The organism is Hymenobacter glaciei, from assembly GCF_039539585.1.
Taxonomy (GTDB): domain Bacteria; phylum Bacteroidota; class Bacteroidia; order Cytophagales; family Hymenobacteraceae; genus Hymenobacter; species Hymenobacter glaciei.
Genome location: NZ_BAABDK010000029.1, coordinates 142,543 through 159,297 on the forward strand (window position 1 = coordinate 142,543; position 16,755 = coordinate 159,297).

16 protein-coding genes are annotated in these 16,755 nt (G+C 62.4%); 3 read left to right on the forward strand and 13 right to left on the reverse strand.

Annotated features, from left to right (window positions below; genetic code table 11):
* Positions 1-109: 109 nt before the first annotated feature.
* From ABD837_RS18375 to ABD837_RS18425, 11 genes are all read right to left on the reverse strand, one after another.
* Positions 110-874, reverse strand: coding sequence for a slipin family protein (locus ABD837_RS18375; RefSeq protein WP_345057397.1), 765 nt, complete (start codon positions 872-874; stop codon positions 110-112).
* Between the two features lie 135 nt (positions 875-1,009).
* Positions 1,010-2,200: a sensor histidine kinase gene (locus tag ABD837_RS18380; RefSeq protein WP_345057399.1), complete on the reverse strand. Its 1,191-nt coding sequence runs from the start codon at positions 2,198-2,200 to the stop codon at positions 1,010-1,012.
* A 2-nt stretch (positions 2,201-2,202) separates the two neighbouring features.
* A complete protein-coding gene (locus ABD837_RS18385) occupies positions 2,203-3,012 on the reverse strand; it encodes an alpha/beta fold hydrolase (RefSeq protein WP_345057401.1) in 810 nt (269 codons plus the stop codon).
* A 282-nt stretch (positions 3,013-3,294) separates the two neighbouring features.
* A complete protein-coding gene (locus tag ABD837_RS18390) occupies positions 3,295-3,558 on the reverse strand; it encodes a DKNYY domain-containing protein (RefSeq protein ID WP_345057403.1) in 264 nt (87 codons plus the stop codon).
* 35 nt (positions 3,559-3,593) lie between these two features.
* Positions 3,594-4,721 (reverse strand): flavin monoamine oxidase family protein, encoded by a 1,128-nt coding sequence (locus tag ABD837_RS18395; RefSeq protein ID WP_345057405.1) that lies wholly within the window; start codon positions 4,719-4,721, stop codon positions 3,594-3,596.
* 25 nt (positions 4,722-4,746) lie between these two features.
* On the reverse strand, positions 4,747-5,667 hold the full coding sequence (locus tag ABD837_RS18400; protein WP_345057407.1) for a carbon-nitrogen hydrolase family protein: 921 nt from the start codon (positions 5,665-5,667) through the stop codon (positions 4,747-4,749).
* Positions 5,668-5,678: 11 nt separating this feature from the next.
* Positions 5,679-7,043 (reverse strand): M28 family peptidase, encoded by a 1,365-nt coding sequence (locus tag ABD837_RS18405; protein ID WP_345057409.1) that lies wholly within the window; start codon positions 7,041-7,043, stop codon positions 5,679-5,681.
* A gap of 170 nt (positions 7,044-7,213) precedes the next feature.
* A complete protein-coding gene (locus ABD837_RS18410) occupies positions 7,214-8,149 on the reverse strand; it encodes an enhanced serine sensitivity protein SseB C-terminal domain-containing protein (protein ID WP_345057411.1) in 936 nt (311 codons plus the stop codon).
* Positions 8,150-8,334: 185 nt separating this feature from the next.
* Positions 8,335-8,739: a c-type cytochrome gene (locus tag ABD837_RS18415; RefSeq protein WP_345057413.1), complete on the reverse strand. Its 405-nt coding sequence runs from the start codon at positions 8,737-8,739 to the stop codon at positions 8,335-8,337.
* 159 nt (positions 8,740-8,898) lie between these two features.
* Positions 8,899-9,576 carry an SCO family protein gene (locus tag ABD837_RS18420; protein ID WP_345057415.1) on the reverse strand — a complete coding sequence of 226 codons (678 nt, stop codon included), beginning with the start codon at positions 9,574-9,576 and terminating at the stop codon, positions 8,899-8,901.
* Positions 9,577-9,585: 9 nt separating this feature from the next.
* Positions 9,586-10,035 (reverse strand): hypothetical protein, encoded by a 450-nt coding sequence (locus tag ABD837_RS18425; RefSeq protein WP_345057417.1) that lies wholly within the window; start codon positions 10,033-10,035, stop codon positions 9,586-9,588.
* Between the two features lie 488 nt (positions 10,036-10,523).
* Between ABD837_RS18425 and ABD837_RS18430 the strand changes: the two genes are divergently transcribed.
* A complete protein-coding gene (locus ABD837_RS18430) occupies positions 10,524-11,516 on the forward strand; it encodes an aldo/keto reductase (protein WP_345057419.1) in 993 nt (330 codons plus the stop codon).
* A 40-nt stretch (positions 11,517-11,556) separates the two neighbouring features.
* Here ABD837_RS18430 and ABD837_RS18435 read toward each other — a convergent pair whose 3' ends face one another.
* Entirely contained in the window at positions 11,557-12,255 is a 699-nt protein-coding gene (locus tag ABD837_RS18435) for a hypothetical protein (protein ID WP_345057421.1), read from the reverse strand.
* 527 nt (positions 12,256-12,782) lie between these two features.
* On the opposite strand from ABD837_RS18435, the gene ABD837_RS18440 reads away from it, so the two are divergent.
* Positions 12,783-14,225 (forward strand): MFS transporter, encoded by a 1,443-nt coding sequence (locus ABD837_RS18440; protein ID WP_345057423.1) that lies wholly within the window; start codon positions 12,783-12,785, stop codon positions 14,223-14,225.
* Positions 14,226-14,301: 76 nt separating this feature from the next.
* Positions 14,302-14,811, forward strand: coding sequence for a DinB family protein (locus tag ABD837_RS18445; RefSeq protein ID WP_345057425.1), 510 nt, complete (start codon positions 14,302-14,304; stop codon positions 14,809-14,811).
* Positions 14,812-15,071: 260 nt separating this feature from the next.
* On the opposite strand, the gene ABD837_RS18450 is transcribed toward ABD837_RS18445, so the two are convergent.
* Positions 15,072-16,739 carry an amidohydrolase gene (locus ABD837_RS18450; protein WP_345057427.1) on the reverse strand — a complete coding sequence of 556 codons (1,668 nt, stop codon included), beginning with the start codon at positions 16,737-16,739 and terminating at the stop codon, positions 15,072-15,074.
* Between the last annotated feature and the right edge of the window lie 16 nt (positions 16,740-16,755).

A 16,755-nucleotide genomic window follows, 5' to 3' on the forward strand; every position in this document is an offset into this window, starting at 1 on the left:
GCGAAGGACTTTGTCGCATTTGAACGTTAGTTGTTCAGTCGTGATAAGGTCCTTCGCTGCGCTCAGGATGACAGGCGTTTTTTGACTGTTAAAAAGGTTGTCCGCGTACCTATTCGGCCGGCTTGTTCTGCTGCACCATCTGGCTGAAGCTGCGGGCGGCGTTGGTGAACTCCGACGGCACGAGCACTACGGTCGTTGTGTTGTTGTCGATGCCGATTTCCGAGAGCATCTGCATGCGGCGTAGTTCCAGGGCAATGGGGCTTTTCTCCATTTCAATTGCGCCCTGCGTGAGTTTGATACTGGCTTCCAACTCCGCTTCGGCCTTGATGATGCGGGCGCGCTTCTCGCGAATGGCTTCGGCCTCGCGCGCCATGGCCCGCTGCATGGATTCCGGAATTTCCACGTCTTTGATTTCGACCAACTCAATCTTCACGCCCCAGTTTTCGGTGGCGGCATCCACAATTTTCATTAGTGCGGAGTTGATGGCGGCCCGCTCGCGCAGCACTTCATCAAGCTGGTGCTGGCCAATGATGTTGCGTAGCGCCGTGACCGAAAGCTGGTAAACCGCCTGGTTGAAATTGGCCACCTTGATGATGGCATCGGCCGGGTTCACCACCCGAAACCACAGCACGGCGTTTACCTTAATGGTCACGCTGTCTTTGGTGATTGTTTCCTGCTGCTCCAGGTCCACGGTTTTGGTGCGGACGTCGATAGTTTGTTGGCGCTCCAGAAACGGAATTATCCAGTACAGCCCCGGTCCGCGCAGGCCAGTGAAGCGGCCCAGCCTAAACACCAGCGCCCGCTCGTATTCCTGGGCCACGCGAATACCGGAAAGGAGGAGGGCAACGACGAGTAAAACGATGTACAGCGACATGGCAGCTAGGGGTTAGTTGAGCCTAAATGTACCTACTGTATCGCCGCCTGCCGGGTCGCATTACACCCTGGCGAAAAGCAACGTGCTGTACTCGCCCGTCGGCGCAACGCCGGCCGGGCCAGGGGAAGCTGGCGCTCAGGCTATGCCCCCGGCAAGCGGCAGAAGGGGGTCGGGCAGGAATAGCCGAAACGCGGTGCCTTCGCCTACTGCACTGGTCACATCGATGCGACCGCCAGCCTGGGTTACGAGGCGGTTCACCAGGAACAGGCCCACGCCCGTGCCCGGCACCTCCGGATGGAAGCGGCGGAAAAGCTGAAACAGCTCGTTGCGGTGCCGTCGCAGGTCGATGCCCCGTCCGTTGTCCTCCACGCTCAAAACCGACGTGCCTTCGGTGCGGGTGGTGCGCACAGCAATGCGGGGCGGCCGCCCGGGCTGGGCGTAGTGCAGGCTGTTACTGAGCAGGTTCACCAGGATGCTGTGCAGGCTGGCGCGGCTCATGCGCAGGGCTGGCACGGCCGTGAAGTCCAGCGTAAATTCAGCGTCGGACGATGCCAGCCCCCGAATAATTTCTTCGGCAAATGGCTGCATTTCCACTACCTCGGTCGGCAACGTTTCGGCCAGGCGCTGCTGCTTTACCACGGCGGCCAGCCCTTCAATGGTGTCGCGCAGCTGGCCCAGGGCGCTCTCTACCAGCCCCAGCATCTGGCCGGCGGCGGGGTCGTGAAAAGTGGCCGTGCGGCTCAATTCCTCAAACAATCCGCTGAGGTTGTTTATCGGCTGCTTGAGGTCGTGCGACGCCGTGTACACGAAGGCATCCAGGTCGGCGTTGGTGCGGCTGAGCTGCTCGTTCTGCACCCGCAGCTGCTCGCGCTGGTGCTCGGCTTCGGTCTTGGCTCGCAGCAGCTGCTGCTCGTAGCGCCGTCGCTCGGTAATATCAAACAACGTAACCCGCATGACCAGCGGCTGGTCGGTTTCGTCCCGCTGCACCACGGCGCTCAACAGCACAGGCAGCGTGCCGCCATCGCGCCGCCGCAGCAGGTAGCTTATTTCGCGCACTTCGCCGGCCAGGGCCAGCAGCGGGGCGCAATGGGTTTCGTAGTGGATGCGGCCGCCCAGGGTAAACAAGTCGGGCAGGCGCTTTTGGGCTACCAGCTCGTGATATTGGTAGCCCAACCAACCCAGCAGCGTTTGGTTCAGCTTGACCAGGGTGCCGTCGGGCAGGCACGAGCAATAGCCGCAAGGAGCCCGGTCGTACAGGTCGACGAGCCTTTCCTCGGTCAGGCGCAGGTCGTATGCCAGATGGCCTTTAGTGGAAGTGCTTCCCATGGCTAAGCCGGGCTTCGGTCCTGCTTCAAAAATGCCTCGATGGCCGCGATGGTGCCCCGGGGCTCGCTCAGGTGCGGGCAGTGGCCGGTAGTGGGCAACAGTACCAGTTCGCTGCCGGCGAGCTGCTGGTGCAGGTAGTTGCCCACGGCCACGGGCGCCAGCGCATCGTGGGCACACTGAATAATCAGGCAGGGGGTATGCACCCGGGGCAAGTCGGCGCGGTTATCGGCCAAAAACGTGACGCGGGCAAAGTGCTGCGCAATGGCCGGGGTGGTGCGGCAAAAGCTCTGGTGCAACTCGCCAGTGAGCGCCGACTCGGCAGGCTGGCCCATGATGACGGGGGTGAGCGCCGCCGACCAGCCAAGGTAATTGTTGTCCATGGTCTCGAGCAGCTCATCAATGTCGGCCTGCTCGAAGCCACCGGTGTAGCCCACGTCGTTCAGAAAGCGCGGCGAAGGTGCCACCAGCACCAGCTTGGCCACGCGCTCGGGCGCCCGGATGGCGGCCAGCATGCCAATGGTGCCGCTCACGGAATGGCCCACGAGCACCACGTCGTACAGGTTCAGGGCGTTCAATACCTCCAGTACATCTTCGGCATGGGCTTCCAGCGTGGAGTAGTGCGCCGGGTCATACGCTTCCAGGTCCGACTGCCCGGCACCTACCAAATCGAGTAGTACCACGCGGTAGCGGTCCACAAAAGCAGGCGTGATGAACCGCCACATGTGCTGGTCACAGCCGAAGCCGTGCACTAACACTATGGCTTGGGTACCTGTGCCGGTTATGGTTACGTTGTTGCGTGCTAGTGCATCCATCGCGGAGGTAATGGGAGAATAAGGGGCCTTCCCAAAAGCAGGTTTCGGCAGTGCCCTTATACGGAAAAGCTTGAGGGTAAAGCCATGAATCTGGGTTTACGGATGCGATTTAGGATGCCTAAGGCTAACACCCTACCACCAGCAGCGCCGCTACGCTCCCGTGACCGGCTCGTATGTCTCCTCCACGCGAATACCGAAACGAATGAGCAAATGCTACAGAGCAAGTTGGGGCGCTGAAATTTTGAGAGAAATCGCTGCGCTGGGCAACTCATGACAACTGGTCTACCTCACTGATACAATTTCCCCATGCTTATCCCTCTCTACTTTGAGGTTTTTTGAGTCTATATTTTCCAAAATAGCTCCGTCTTTGAAGACATGGTGTTTGTCAACCGCAAATAGATAATTGCCTTCAAGAAGTTTGAAAGATTTGACGTCAGCTTTATCGAGTTTAGCAATCAGCATTCCCCACTCGGAGGTCTGTAATAGTAAGTAAACAAACCCGGCAGGAAACGCAAAGAAAGAAGACTTTCTGCGACCAGCAGCCAACTGTTTCGCGCGCGGCCTGCCCGCGTCAAGCGGGGTTACGCGCTGCTGCCCAGCTGCTGCAACACCTGCGCGGCAGCGTAGCGGCCCGACTCCACGGCCCCGTCGAGCCGGCCCCATTCGCTGGCGGACGTTTCGGCCCCGGCCCAGTGGAGCGTGCCTGCCCACGCGGCCTGCCGCAGCAGCGCGGGCCCGTGCAAGGGCACCGACGCGGGCGGCTGCTCGTCGCCCGGCGCGCTGGTGAACGGGTCCTGGGCCCAATCCCACTCGTGGTAGGCCAGCGGGGCGCCGGCCAACTCGCCAAATAAATGCTGGAGTTGGGCGAGTACCGCCGCCCGCCGCGCCGCGAGGGAGGCGGTGCGCAGCGCATGCGGTGCGGCAAAGAACCCGAACAGCACGCCGGGGGAATCACCCACCGGCGAGGCGTCGTGTATTTCCGTCAGCGGCCCGAGCTGGCTGACGGCGAAGCCCGACCAGCCGAGGGCCCGCCAGAAGGGCTCGGCGTACACCACGACGCTTTTCATGGCGTGGCTCATCCAGGTAGGTATTTCGCGCAGCGTTGCCAGCAGGGCCGCGGGTAGCGCCGGCTCGAAAGCCAGGCTGTGAGCTGCCAGCCGCGGCGGCAGCGCCAGCACCACCGCCGCGGCCACGTAGGTGCGGGGGCTTTCGCCCTGCACGGCCCGGACCTCGATGCCCTGCCCGTTGGGCAGCCGGCGAAGCTGCGTTACGCGGGTGTTTAACTCCAGGCTATCGGCCGGCAGCTGGCCGGCCAGGGTGCGGCAGAGCACCGCTACGCCGCCCGCAAATCGCAGGTAGCCGGCCGAGCCGGACGGGTGCGGCAGCCGGTGCACGCCCTGCGGGGTTTGGTAGGCCGTAGCTCCGGCGCTAGGCTGCACAAACGGCCGGATGGCCAACTCGTCGAGCAGCTGCATCAGGTGCGGGTGGTGGTGCCAGCCCCAGGTAGCGCCCAAGTCGAGCAGTTGGTCCTCCCCGCTGTCCGGCAAGGCCGGAATGGCCCACGTGCGGCCCCCAACCCGGCCGCGGGCTTCGAGCATGCGCACGGGCACGCCGGCGGCCAGTAGGACCCGCGCGGCCGTGAGGCCGGCCAGCCCGGCCCCAACGATGAGCACCGGCGGCACGGCAGGAGTGGGAACAGCAGGCGTCATATGCAGGAAATAAGCCGGGCCAACATCAATGCGGCCCGGTGGGCCCGAATACGTCGGGACGGGCGTAATGGCCGGTGACGTCCATTGCCATTTGCTCTTCGGGAATGCGGGCCAGGTCGATTTCGGCGGTCAGGATGGTTTCCACGTCGTACACGGGGCCCGCCAGAATAGCTCCATCGGGGCCGATGATGACGCTGCCGCCGTTGAGCACCAACGCGTCGGGGTTGTCGCGCAGCGCGCCGGCCGGCTCCAGCTCGGCGGGCAGGTCGCGGGCGTGCATGATGGCCCCGCAGGCGACGACGAAGCAGCGGCCCTCGAACGCGTAGTGGCGGCTGGCCACCAGGTTCATTTCCTTCACCTGGGGCCAGGCGGCCACGTGGATGTCTTCGCCGGAGGTGTGCAGTACGTGGCGAGCCTGCGGCATCCAGTGTTCCCAGCAGATGAGGCCCCCCACGCGCCCGATGGGGGTATCGACCGCGTGCAGGCTGCGTCCGTCGCCCTGGCCCCAAACGAGCCGTTCGGTGTAGGTGGGCATGAGCTTGCGGTGGTGGTGCAGCAGCGCGCCGTCGGGCCCAAAGGTGAGCATGCTGTTGTAGAGCGTGCCTCGTCCGGGGCCCACGAGCACCCGCTCGTGCACGCTCATGTTGAGCACCACGCCGTGGGCACGGGCGGCGGCGGCCAGGGCCTCGGTCTCGGGGCCGGGCACGACTACGCTGTTTTCTGCCAGGCGGCGGTACACCTGTTTCACCGGGGCCGAGTCCCAGAGGTTGACGTCGCGGCAGCAGTCGAGCCAGGCCGGGTAGCCGGGTAGCCACGTTTCGGGAAACACCACCAGCTGCGCCCCTTGGGCCGCCGCCTGCCCGATGAGCGTTTCGGCTTTGGCCAGCGAAGCCGCCAGATTCAAATAAACAGGGGCCGCCTGCACGGCCGCGACGGTAATGCGCATGGTTATTATGACTACTTCCCCACCACCGGCAGCACGGCCACGCTCTCGTGCCCGGCCGCATCCACGCTCACCACGCCGAAGATGAAATTGTCTTTGCTGATGTTCAAGTTGGCCGTCGTACCCGTCATCGGGAGGCGCTGCTGCCACTGCGGAGCGCTGGTTTCGCGTACCAGCACCACGTAACCGGCTGGCTTGGGGCCGCTAGTCGGGGCCTGCCAGCGCAGTTCGGTGCGGTTGGTGAGGTTGGCGGTGAGCACTTCAACTTTGGCGGGGGCAGCCGGAGCCAGGGCCAGGCTGGCCATGGTGGCGAGGTTGATACCGGCGTTGCGGCGCAGGTAGGCAAAGTCCACGCCTTCCGTCACGTCGCCGTAGGCCCGGCCTTTTTCGGTGCGCAGGTCCTGGTGCTGGTGGGTGTAGTCCTCGTTCATTTCGGTGAAGCGGACGGCGGCGAAGCCCTGCTGGTTGAAGGGCGTGTGGTCGCCGCCGCGCAGGAACCGGTCGGGGCGGTACACCAGCGTTGCTTTGTGGCCGCGGCCGTAGAGTTGGGCCGTGCGGTTGATGTAGCGGGCCAACAGGCGGCTGGGCGATTCGTTCTCACTGCTCAGCTGGCGGCGCACTTTGGCCTGCTCGGGCGTTTCATTGGCCGGTACGCCCTCACTAAACACCCGCACCTGCGTAGCGTCGTTAATCACCGGGTCGAAACCGTGGGAGTTGCCCACGATGTCGTTGTTGAGCATGGCAATCAGGTTCCAGCCTTCTCTTTTTGCCCGTTCGGCCAGGTGGCCCGAGCCGTAGAGGCCCTGCTCTTCGCCCTGCACGGCCACGAACTTGAGGGTGCAGGGAAACTTCTGGCCAGCCAGCACGCGGGCCAGCTCCATCACCAGCACGGTGCCCGAACCGTCGTCGTTGGCACCGGGCGCGTCGGCGGTGGCGTTCATCACATCGCTCACGCGCGAGTCGATGTGGCCGCTCACCAAGATAATGCGGGTATCCGTAGGGTCAGTGCCCGGCAGGGTAGCCAGCACGTTGGCCATCAGCACGGGCTTGTTGATGCGGCGGCCGTCGGGCTTCACCGTGAAGGTGTCCATCTCAACGGTCATGCGCCCACCGCCGGCTTTGCTGTATTTCAGGAACTCATCGCGCACGTAGTTGCGGGCCGCGCCAATGCCGCGGGTGGGGCTCTGCGTGTCGCTCAGGGTGTGGCGCGTACCGAACGAAACTAGCTTGCGGATGTCAGCCTCGAGGTTTTTGGCCGAGATTTCATCCACCAGCTTCTGGATGTTGGCATCGGCCGACGGCAGGAGTGGGGCGGGCTTAGGGGCTTGGGCAAGGGCGGCGAAGGGCGCGAGGGCGAGGAGGTAAGCGGCGAATTTCATAAGGGGAAGTTAGGGTGGGAGTCGGGAAGAAAAAGCAAAAAAGAACGTCATGCCGAGCTTGTCGAGGCATCTCTACCGCGCAACGTAATCCAATCGGGAGGGTTACTGCTGCAGTAGAGATGCTTCGGCAAGCTCAGCATGACGTGCTGTGCTGAGCAAGTTTGCTGAAATTAACCGGCCTTATAAAACGGCTCGATGGTGCGGAAGTAGGGATTTACGCCTTCCTCCGACTCTGGGTTTAGCAGCATCAAATCGACGAATTGGTACACGTTGGTCTTGCCTTCGAGCACGGGGCCGAGCTCCTGCATGAAGCCGGGGTCGGGGTTGGTGCTGATGAAGGCGAGCAGCAGGCGGGGCACGTCGGGATTGGTGGCAACCTGCATCTGGGCCAGGTAGGCGGCTTCGATGTGCGACTGGCCCGCGGCCCAGGCCGCCACAGCATCGGCTACGGCCTGGGGCATTTCGGCGGGCTGGTTGAGCATGACCTGGGCATCGCCGCCGGCGGGAGAGAGCGGGCCGGTGAGTTGGCCGTTGAGCAGGGCCGCGATTTCGTCCTTGGGCAGGATTTTGCCGGCGGGCGAGAAGGGGTTCAGTACGCAGTCCTGGCCCTGAATCATCGAGAAGAAGGCGTGGCCGGGGATGCGCACGTAGCTCACCGGGCCGTTGTCGACGCCGCCATCGCTCAGGCGCGGCACCGAGCTGAAGATGGGCAGCTTGCCATCGCTCAGTACCTGCAGCTGAATTTCCTGACCCTCGGCAAGGACGACTTCGCCGGTTCCGACGCCTTCCATGGGGGCCAGAATCATCAGGATTTCTTCCTGCAGCAGGGCCTGGTAGAAGGCGGGGCGGGCGTTTTCGTCGGTAGCAGCCAGCAGCAGCAGCTGCTCCAGCACGTTCTCCGGCTCGAAGGGCAGGGGCAGGGGCTCGGGCAGCTGGTAGGTGGGCACAATTGGCTCGGGCTCGACCGGGGCCGTGAACTTAGCGCCCTGGTAGCGCGGGCCGCCCGCGGGCTTATCGGCTGCGGCTGGGGTAGCAGTAGGGGCAGCCGGAGAGGGAGTTGCCGGGGTGTCGGCAGGTTTATTTTTCAGGAAATCAAACAGGCCCATAGTGAGTTAGGATGCGAGTGGGTTTAGGGGCGCAATCTACGCCGGAAAATGGGTTTTGGGCGCAGGAAAGGCACCTGAACGACGTAGGGGCGGGGCTTACCCCCGCCCGCCAGTGAACGGAATCGTTCGGGTGGGGCGGGCGCCCGGGCGGGGGGGCGCCCCGCCCCTACGTCGTTCAGGTTCGCTTAATGGCACTTATCAATCTGGGCCTGCACGTCGCTGATGGTGCGCGGCGAGGCTTCATTGCCCCAGTGGCTTTCGATGTAGTTCAGCAGGTTGGTGAGTTGGGCGGGGCTCAGGCCCTTGTTGCTGGGCATCACGTTGTGGTAGCCGATGCCATTCACGACAATCACCTCATTCTGGCCGTTTCGCAACAGGCAGGCCAGCTCAGCCCGGTGGTCGACCAGGTAATCGGAGCCGGCCAGGGGCGGGATGAGACGGGCCAGGCCCTGGCCCTGGTCGCCGTGGCAGCTGGCGCAGTGCTGCACGTACAGCTTCTCGCCCTGGTGGCGGTTGTTGCTGAAGCAGCCGGGTAGGGCCAGCAGCAACAGCAGCAACAGCAAGAAACCAGAAAGGCGGCGGCGGAGCATAGGGGTGGGATGGGAAGTGAGAAGACGATTTGTCATCCTGAGCTCGCGAAGGACCTTATCACGCTTGTGCCGTTTGCTAATTTGCTGCAAACCGTTCAGCGGTGATAAGGTCCTTCGCAAGCTCAGGATGACAGACCTAATTCAACTTATAAAAAATTGCTACCGCCCGGCCACCCCCTTTTTGCGCGCATCAATCTCCGCCAGCAGCAGGGGCAGCTCGGCTTTGAGGCGGGCTACTTCCTCGGCATTCATGCCATCATAGGCGCCGCGAATGTAGCCGCGGTCATCAATCAGGGCCAGGGTGCCGTTGTGGGCCAGGCCGCCGGGCGACTGCGCGTCGGGCATCACGCCGGTGAGGAAGCGGTTGGCCAGGGCGAAGGTGGCGGCGCGGTCGCCGAGGCTGGCGAAGTGCCAGCGGTTGGCATCGGCCACGCCCAGGCGCTGGGCGTAGTCGCGCAGCACGGCCGTCGAGTCGTGGGCCGGGTCGATGGTGATGGACAGGAAGCCGAGGCGCGGGTCGGTGGGGTAGAACTTGAACACCGACAGCATTTCGCTCTGCAGCTTGGGGCAGATGCCGGGGCAGGTGGCAAAAAAGAAATCGGCGATATAAGCGCGGCCGGCGAAGGTGGCGTTGCTCACGGGTTGGCCGGTCTGGTCGGTGAGTTTAAAGGCGGGCACGGCAATGGCCAGCGTGTCGGCCGGGCCGCCGTCGGCGCGCGGGCGGATGTCGCGCTCACCCAAAATGGGCAGTTGGGCGGCTTCTTTGGGCGGGGCAGTGCAGGCAGCGGCAAACAGCGTGGCGGCCAAGGCCGGCAGCAACAACAGGCGTTTCAGCATGGGGCGGGGTTATTTGGAAGCAGCGGGCACGTCGCCGGCAGCGGGGTGTTGGGCCTGGAATTTGGTGGCCGAATCGAGCGAGGAGCGGAACTGGCGGCGTACGCCGGCCAGCAGTTGCTGCTGCTGCTTGAAATAGCTCAGCCGCGCCTCCGGGGTAGCCGTGCTGTCGGGGGCTTTGTACTGATGCATCCACCCCATCATGGCATTGTCGGCGGCGGCCAGGCCGTGGATGTAAGGCGCGGGAGCTTCGGAGTGGTAGCCCGAGAGCTTGCCTTTAAGCGCCATGAGCTCATCGGCCTGAAACATGAGGGAGTCGTGGGTGGCCATCAGGGCCATTTCGGCGGCTGAAGCTGGCGAGGGAGCGGCTCCTTCGCTGATGGGCTTGTTGGGCGAGGAGCAGGCGGCCAGCAGGAAGGGCGCGGCAGCCACGCAAAGGGCTTTTTTGAAAGTGTTTTTCACGGGGCAAAGGTACAGCGGGCTCACAGCATGAACAGGTGAGGCGGGGGTTTGGCTAGCTGAGACTTGGATTATTTCGAACGAATCTTGGGTTAGGAGAGCTGTGGCGGGAGGTTGGAGAGGTGGGGCGCAGGGTTGGAAGGGCGAGTTGTAGGCTAGGAGAGGCGTGGCGGGGCTTCGGAGGGTCGTGGCGGGACTTCGGAGAGGTGAGACGCAAGGTTGGAGAGGCGTGGCATGGCTTCGGAGAGGCGGGGCGTAAGGTTGGAACACCGTGGCGGGACAGAGGCGCGTCGGGGCGGGACCGGGGAGAAATCTGCCAAATCAAAAGCTTCAGGCAACTGGTTTGTCAGCCTGAGCGTAGCGAAAGACCTTATCACGCTTGTTGCTATGTGAGAAAAAGGCAAACCGCACGACGGTGATAAGGTCCTTCGCTACGCTCAGGATGACAGATAGGTCGTCCCCTCACTCCACTCATCCACCAATCCACACTTATGAAAACCCGCCAACTGGGCCGCTCCGGCCTCACCGTGTCGGCCCTGGGCCTGGGCTGCATGGGCATGTCCGACTTCTACGCCGGCCAGGACGATGCCGAAAGTACCCGCACCCTGCACCGCGCCCTTGACCTGGGCGTGACTTTTTTCGACACGGCCGACATGTACGGCCCCTACAAAAACGAAGAGCTGCTGGGTCGCGCCCTCAAAGGCCGCCGCGATGCCGTGGTGCTGGCCACCAAATTCGGCATTCCGCGCGACCCCAACGACCCCACCAAGCGCAGCATCAACGGCCGGCCCGAGTACGTGAAGGCTGCTTGCGAAGGCAGCCTCAAGCGCCTCGGTACCGACCACATCGACCTGTACTACCAGCACCGCGTCGACCCCAACACGCCCATCGAGGAAACCGTGGGCGCGATGAGCCGGCTGGTGGAAGAAGGCAAAGTGCGCTTCCTGGGGCTGAGCGAGGCCGCGCCGGCCACCGTGCGCCGGGCCGTGGCCGTGCACCCCATTGCCGCGCTGCAAACCGAGTACTCGCTCTGGAGCCGCGAACCAGAGGACGAGATTCTACCCACCATGCGCGAGCTGGGCGTGGGCTTCGTGCCGTATTCGCCGCTGGGCCGGGGCTTCCTCACGGGCCAGATTAAGCGCTTCGAGGACCTGGCTGAGGACGACTACCGCCGCCACACGCCCCGCTTTCAGGGCGAGAACTTCCAGAAAAACCTCGATTTGGTGGCCCGCATCACCGATTTGGCCAAGCAGAAGCATTGCACCGCCAGCCAGCTGGCCCTGGCCTGGGTGCTGGCCCAGGGCGACGACGTGGTGCCAATTCCCGGCACCAAGCGCGTGAAGTATCTGGAGGAAAACCTCGGCGCGCTCGAAGTGGAATTGTCGAAAGACGAACTGGCCCAGCTCGACGAAATTGCGCCCAAAGGGAAGGCCGCGGCTGGTCTGCGCTACCCAGCCGCCATGATGGGCTCGGTGAACGGGTAATTGGCCGGCTAAAAAGCGGGGGTGATTGGCTGGCGTGGTCTTATAGGTTATAGCGCAGGCCGACACCCCCGCCACCGCCCACCGGCAACCCAGATGTTCCAAAGAGGCGGGCAATGCCCAGCACCCACGACACGTGGGCGCTGGCATCGGCAGTCAACTCCAGATGCGGGCTGAGGCGGTAGCTGGCGGCCAGGCCGGTGGTGATAGGCAGGTCGCCCAAGTGGCGTTGCTTCTCAAGGGTTGGGGGCGTGGGGTCAGGATTCGCAGTAAGTACATAGAAATACTTTTCTGTAAAGCGAGTCATCAGGTAAGTAAGGCCCACGCGGCTATCGAGTTGCCAGCGGCTTTCGGCGGCCGGGTGCAGCAGCGGAGCCCGAAACAGCAGTGACACCGCGAATGACTGCACGGCCTCGGTGGAGTAGTAATAGTAGTCTCGGTTGGCGTCGGAGTACACCCGGGCGCTATTGGTGGGTTCGGCCCGCTGGGAATGCATCACCCCGGCTTCTAGCCCAACCCCTGTCGCGAACCGGTGGCCCAGCAACACCTGAGCCGGTTGCAGCAGGTAGGGCGAAGCGGTGCCGTCGGTGTGCACGGTTTCGGGCTGCGCGTAGCGATGGTAGGCAGCCGTAGCCGCCACGTACCACGCTGATGCAGGGGCGGGAGCGGTTTGAGCGGCCCCGGATAGGCTGCCCGCCAGCAAATAGCTGGTGAGGGCGGGCAGGCTGTAGAAGTGGTGCATTGGTGGACGTGTGGCAAAGATGTCCGTAAATTAAACACGGTACTTCGCTGGCAACAGTAACAACAATAGGGGAAATCAGACTTTGCAAAATGTACGCTTTGGGCATTTTAGCTACTGGCGCTTTGTGCCAAAACGAGTTGTAGGTATGCCAAAGCATTGTTCGCCGTGGCCCAGGCCACTGGGTGGCTCCAGAAAAAAGGACTTTACAAAAGCGGAAAATGTGCCGGCTTTTGCTCGAAGGTTGAGTGCCACAAGTTGCGAGCCGCTTTGAGTAGGCGCAGATGCCGTGATACAAGCATCAAAGCGTTTTCGGGTCATCTTGCTGGGTAGCATGGGTAGCCGCCGGAGATGCGCAGTAGCCGCGGCAGCGGGCCGCCACGGACGCTGCCGAATTCGCCGGGATGGTGTGCGCTGATTTCCTCCAATTTGCCGCGCGTCTGAATTACCTCAACATTACCCCGGCAACGCAAACGGCCGAAACCCGTTACCTTGCCCGGCGCAACCCTTCACCTTCCCGGCGCCTGCATATGACCCCAACCCCGACTCCCTCCGCTGCCGCCCCTGGCATCGAAAAAGACAACAAGCGCATCACCACTGGCTGGACCTTCTACGACTGGGCCAACTCGGTATACCCGCTGGTCATTACCAGCTCGATTTTCCCAATTTACTGGGGCTCGATGGTGAAAGCGGTGACGCACACCGACAGCGGCAAAAGCCCGGTTGATTTCCTGGGCATGCATGTGCCGGGCACTTCGCTTCAGAACTATTCGGTATCGGCGGCTTTCCTGGTTATTGCCCTCATCAGCCCGCTGCTCACGTCGCTGGCCGACTTTTCGGGCCGCAAGAAGCTGTTCCTGCAAATCTTCTGCTACATCGGGGCCATCAGCTGCGCCGGGTTATATTTCTTCGAGCCCAGCACGTTTACCATCAGCGTGTTCGTGTTTGTCATGGCCACGGTGGGCTTTTCGGGCTCCATTGTCTTTTACAATTCCTACCTGCCCGATATTTCTTCCGAAGCGAAATTCGATTCGTTGTCGGCGCGCGGGTTTTCGATGGGCTACATTGGCTCGGTGCTGCTGTTGGTGCTGTGCCTGTTGCTCATTCAGGGCCCCACGCTGTCGGGCACGCCCATGTTTGGCCTGACTGTGGGCAAAGCCACCCGGCTCAGCTTCCTGCTCACCGGCATCTGGTGGGCCGGTTTTGCCCAGATTCCCTTCTTCACCTTGCCACCCGACCCCGGCCGGGCCCCTGGGGCCGTGTCCGATTCGGGCTGGTTGCTCAACGGGTTCCGCGAGTTAGGCAAGGTGTGGGAGGAAACCAAAAATCAGCCCAACCTGAAGCGCTTTCTGCTGGCCTATTTCACCTACAACATGGGCGTGCAGACCGTAATGTACGTGGCCACTCTCTTTGGCGATGAGGAGCTGCACTTGAACAGCAAGTCCCTCATCATCACCATCCTGTTGCTGCAAATTGTGGGCATTCTGGGGGCCTATCTGTTTGCCAAGCTCTCCGAGCGCATCGGCAACACGCGGGCGCTGAGCTGGGCCGTGTTCATCTGGATGCTGATTTGCATTGCCGGCTATTTTGTGCAGGCCGGCTGGTCGTTCTATGCGCTGGCCTCGGTTATCGGCCTGACGATGGGCGCGGTGCAAAGCCTTTCGCGCTCCACGTATTCCAAGATTATTCCGGAAAACACCCCCAACTCGGCCGCCTACTTCAGCTTTTTTGATGTAACGGAGAAACTCGGCATTGTCATCGGCCTCATCACGTTCGGCGCCATTTCGCAGCTCACCGGCGGCAACATGCGCTACAGCCTGCTCGCCCTGATTGTGTTCTTCGCCTTGGGCCTGTATTTCCTGCTCCAGCTGCGCGGCCGCAAGCTGCGCGAAGACGTGGCTACGGCCCCCGACGTGTTTCCCGGGCCACCCGTGGCGTCGGGCGTGGCCAGCACCCCCAGCACGGTAAAGTAAAGCGGAGCGGTATTCGTCTTTGCCACGCAAAGCGCGAGCTGAAGCGTATGACACGCCCCTAACCAAACCCACATTCATGCACACTTCCTCTATTCAGCAAAACATCCTCGCCGAGCTCGACCACGAGTTGGCCCAAACCCGCAAAACGCTCGAGCGCGTGCCCTTCGAGCAGGCCGACTACAAGCCCCATCCCAAGAGCATGAGCCTGTGGCAGCTGGCCACCCACGTGGTAAACCTGCTGGCCTTCAACACCCTGTTTGTACAGCACGACGCGCGCGATTTCCTCGACCCCAACGCGCCCAAGCCCGGCCCCACGCCCACCAGCCCCGAAGAGTTGCTGGCCCGTTTCGACGAGTACAGCGCCATGCTGCGCCAGGCATTGAACGAGAGCGACGACGAGAAGCTGACCCATAATTTCAGGCTGCACCGCGGCGAGCAAACCATCATGGAAATGCCCAAAGGCTCGGCCATTCGCATAATGGGCCTCAACCACAGCATCCACCACCGCGGCCAACTCACGGTGTACCTGCGTTTGCTCGATATCCCGGTGCCCGGCCTCTACGGCCCCAGCGCCGACGAGAAATAAGGCTTTTCATCCTGACGAAGTAGGTTCAGCCGCCGAATGTCAGCGTAGCCAATCTTTCCTGCTGCTGTAAAAAGCACATATCAATAAAAAGCCCCGGCACTGCGCAGTGCCGGGGCTTTTTGATTAATCCGATTTGCGCTGAAAAGCTTGTCGCATCTCAGCACAGGGCTATGAACATTGAGAGGACGGATTATTGAAGCTGACCATCGGGTGGCGTGTTTCGCTGCGTTGCCCTCGCACCGATATGCGCATCTGCCGGACTACTTTCGCACAAATACCGACTGCCCGCCAATCCAGGTTTGTAGTACCTGCGCGCCGCGCAATTTCTCTTTCGGCGCGGTTAGCAAGTCAGTGTCCAGTACCACAAAATCGGCCAGCATACCGGGCTTAATCTGGCCCTTGCGCTTTTCCTCGAAGCCGGCGTGCGCGGCCCAGGTGGTCATGCCGCGCAGGGCATCTGGGCGCGAAATAGCGTTTTCCATCTGGAAACCGGTAGCGGGAAAGTTCTTGGCATCCTGCCGGGCCACGGCCGAGTGGAAGCCAAACAGCGGGTTGATGTCCTCGACCGGGAAGTCGGAGCCCAGGGCCAGCTGGCCGTACTGCTTCAGCAGCTCGGCGTAGGCATAGGCCGTTTTCAGGCGTTGCGCGCCCAGCCGCTCGCCGGCCCAGTACATATCGGAAGTTGCGTGGGTGGGTTGCACCGAGGGCACGATGCCAAACTGCCCAAATTTGGGCATGTCGGCCGGAGTGATAACCTGAGCGTGCTCGATGCGCCAGCGGCGGTCCTTCTGGCCCTGCAACGCCTCGCCGTAGATGTTGAGTATGATGCGATTGGCTGAGTCGCCGATGGCGTGGGTATTCATTTGGAATTTAGACGCGGCGATTTCCTTGGCCAGGGTCCGGTATTCCTTTTCGGTCGAAAGCAGGAAGCCGGTTTCCTTTGGTTTGTCGGCGTACGGCTTCACCAGGCAGGCTCCACGCGACCCCAGTGCGCCGTCGGCATACACTTTAAAGGAGCTAACCGTGAGTTGGTCGGTGAGAACCGGGCCGTTTTTGAAGTAGTAGGCACGGTTCGCTGGCGTCGGGTTCAGCATGGCGTAGAGGCGCAGCTTAAGCTTCTTTTGCTGCTGCAGGGCGGCCATCTGGTCGATGTCGGCTTTGTCGAGGCCGGCATCGGCAAGGCTGGTGAGGCCCACCGCGAGGCAGTTCTGCTGGGCCTGCAACAGCAGCTGCGCTGCTTCGGCCGGGGCCGGGTCGGGGATTTTGCTGCTCACCAGCCGCGTGGCGTTGTCAACCAACAAGCCGGTGAGGTGGCCCTGGGCATCGCGCGTAATGGTGCCGCCGCTGATGGGCGTACTCGCCGAAACCCCGGCCAAATCCAGCGCCTTCTGGTTTACCACGGCCGCGTGCCCATCTACCCGAACAAGCAGCACGGGCACGTCCGGGAACAGCAGGTCGAGGGTGTCTTTGGTCGGGAACTGCTTGCCGGGCCAGTCGTTCTGGTCCCAGCCGCGCCCCGTGAGCCAGGCCGCCTGCGGGTATTTCTTCCGGTTTTCCTGTAGCTCCTGAATCACCTCTTTCCACGAATTGGTGCCTACCAAATCGGCGCTCGGCAGCGCCAGGGCATAGCGGTAGAAGTGGCAGTGCGCGTCGTAAAAGCCCGGGTAAATGAACTTGCCGCCGGCGTCTACTTCCTGCGCCGCCTCATACTTCCCTTTTAAGTCTGCCGCCGACCCCACGGCCACGAATTTGCCGTCTTTCACGGCAAAGGCTTCGGCTTTTGAGAAGGTCGAATCAACGGTGTAAACCGAGGCGTTGGTCACGAGCAAATCCACCGCCTCGCGCTTGCTTCCGCAGCCGCTGAGCAGGGTTAGCGCCAGGAGGGAAGCGGCGAGTTTTGGGATAACAGAAGGGGAGGAAAAATTCATGCGTAGAGATTGAAAA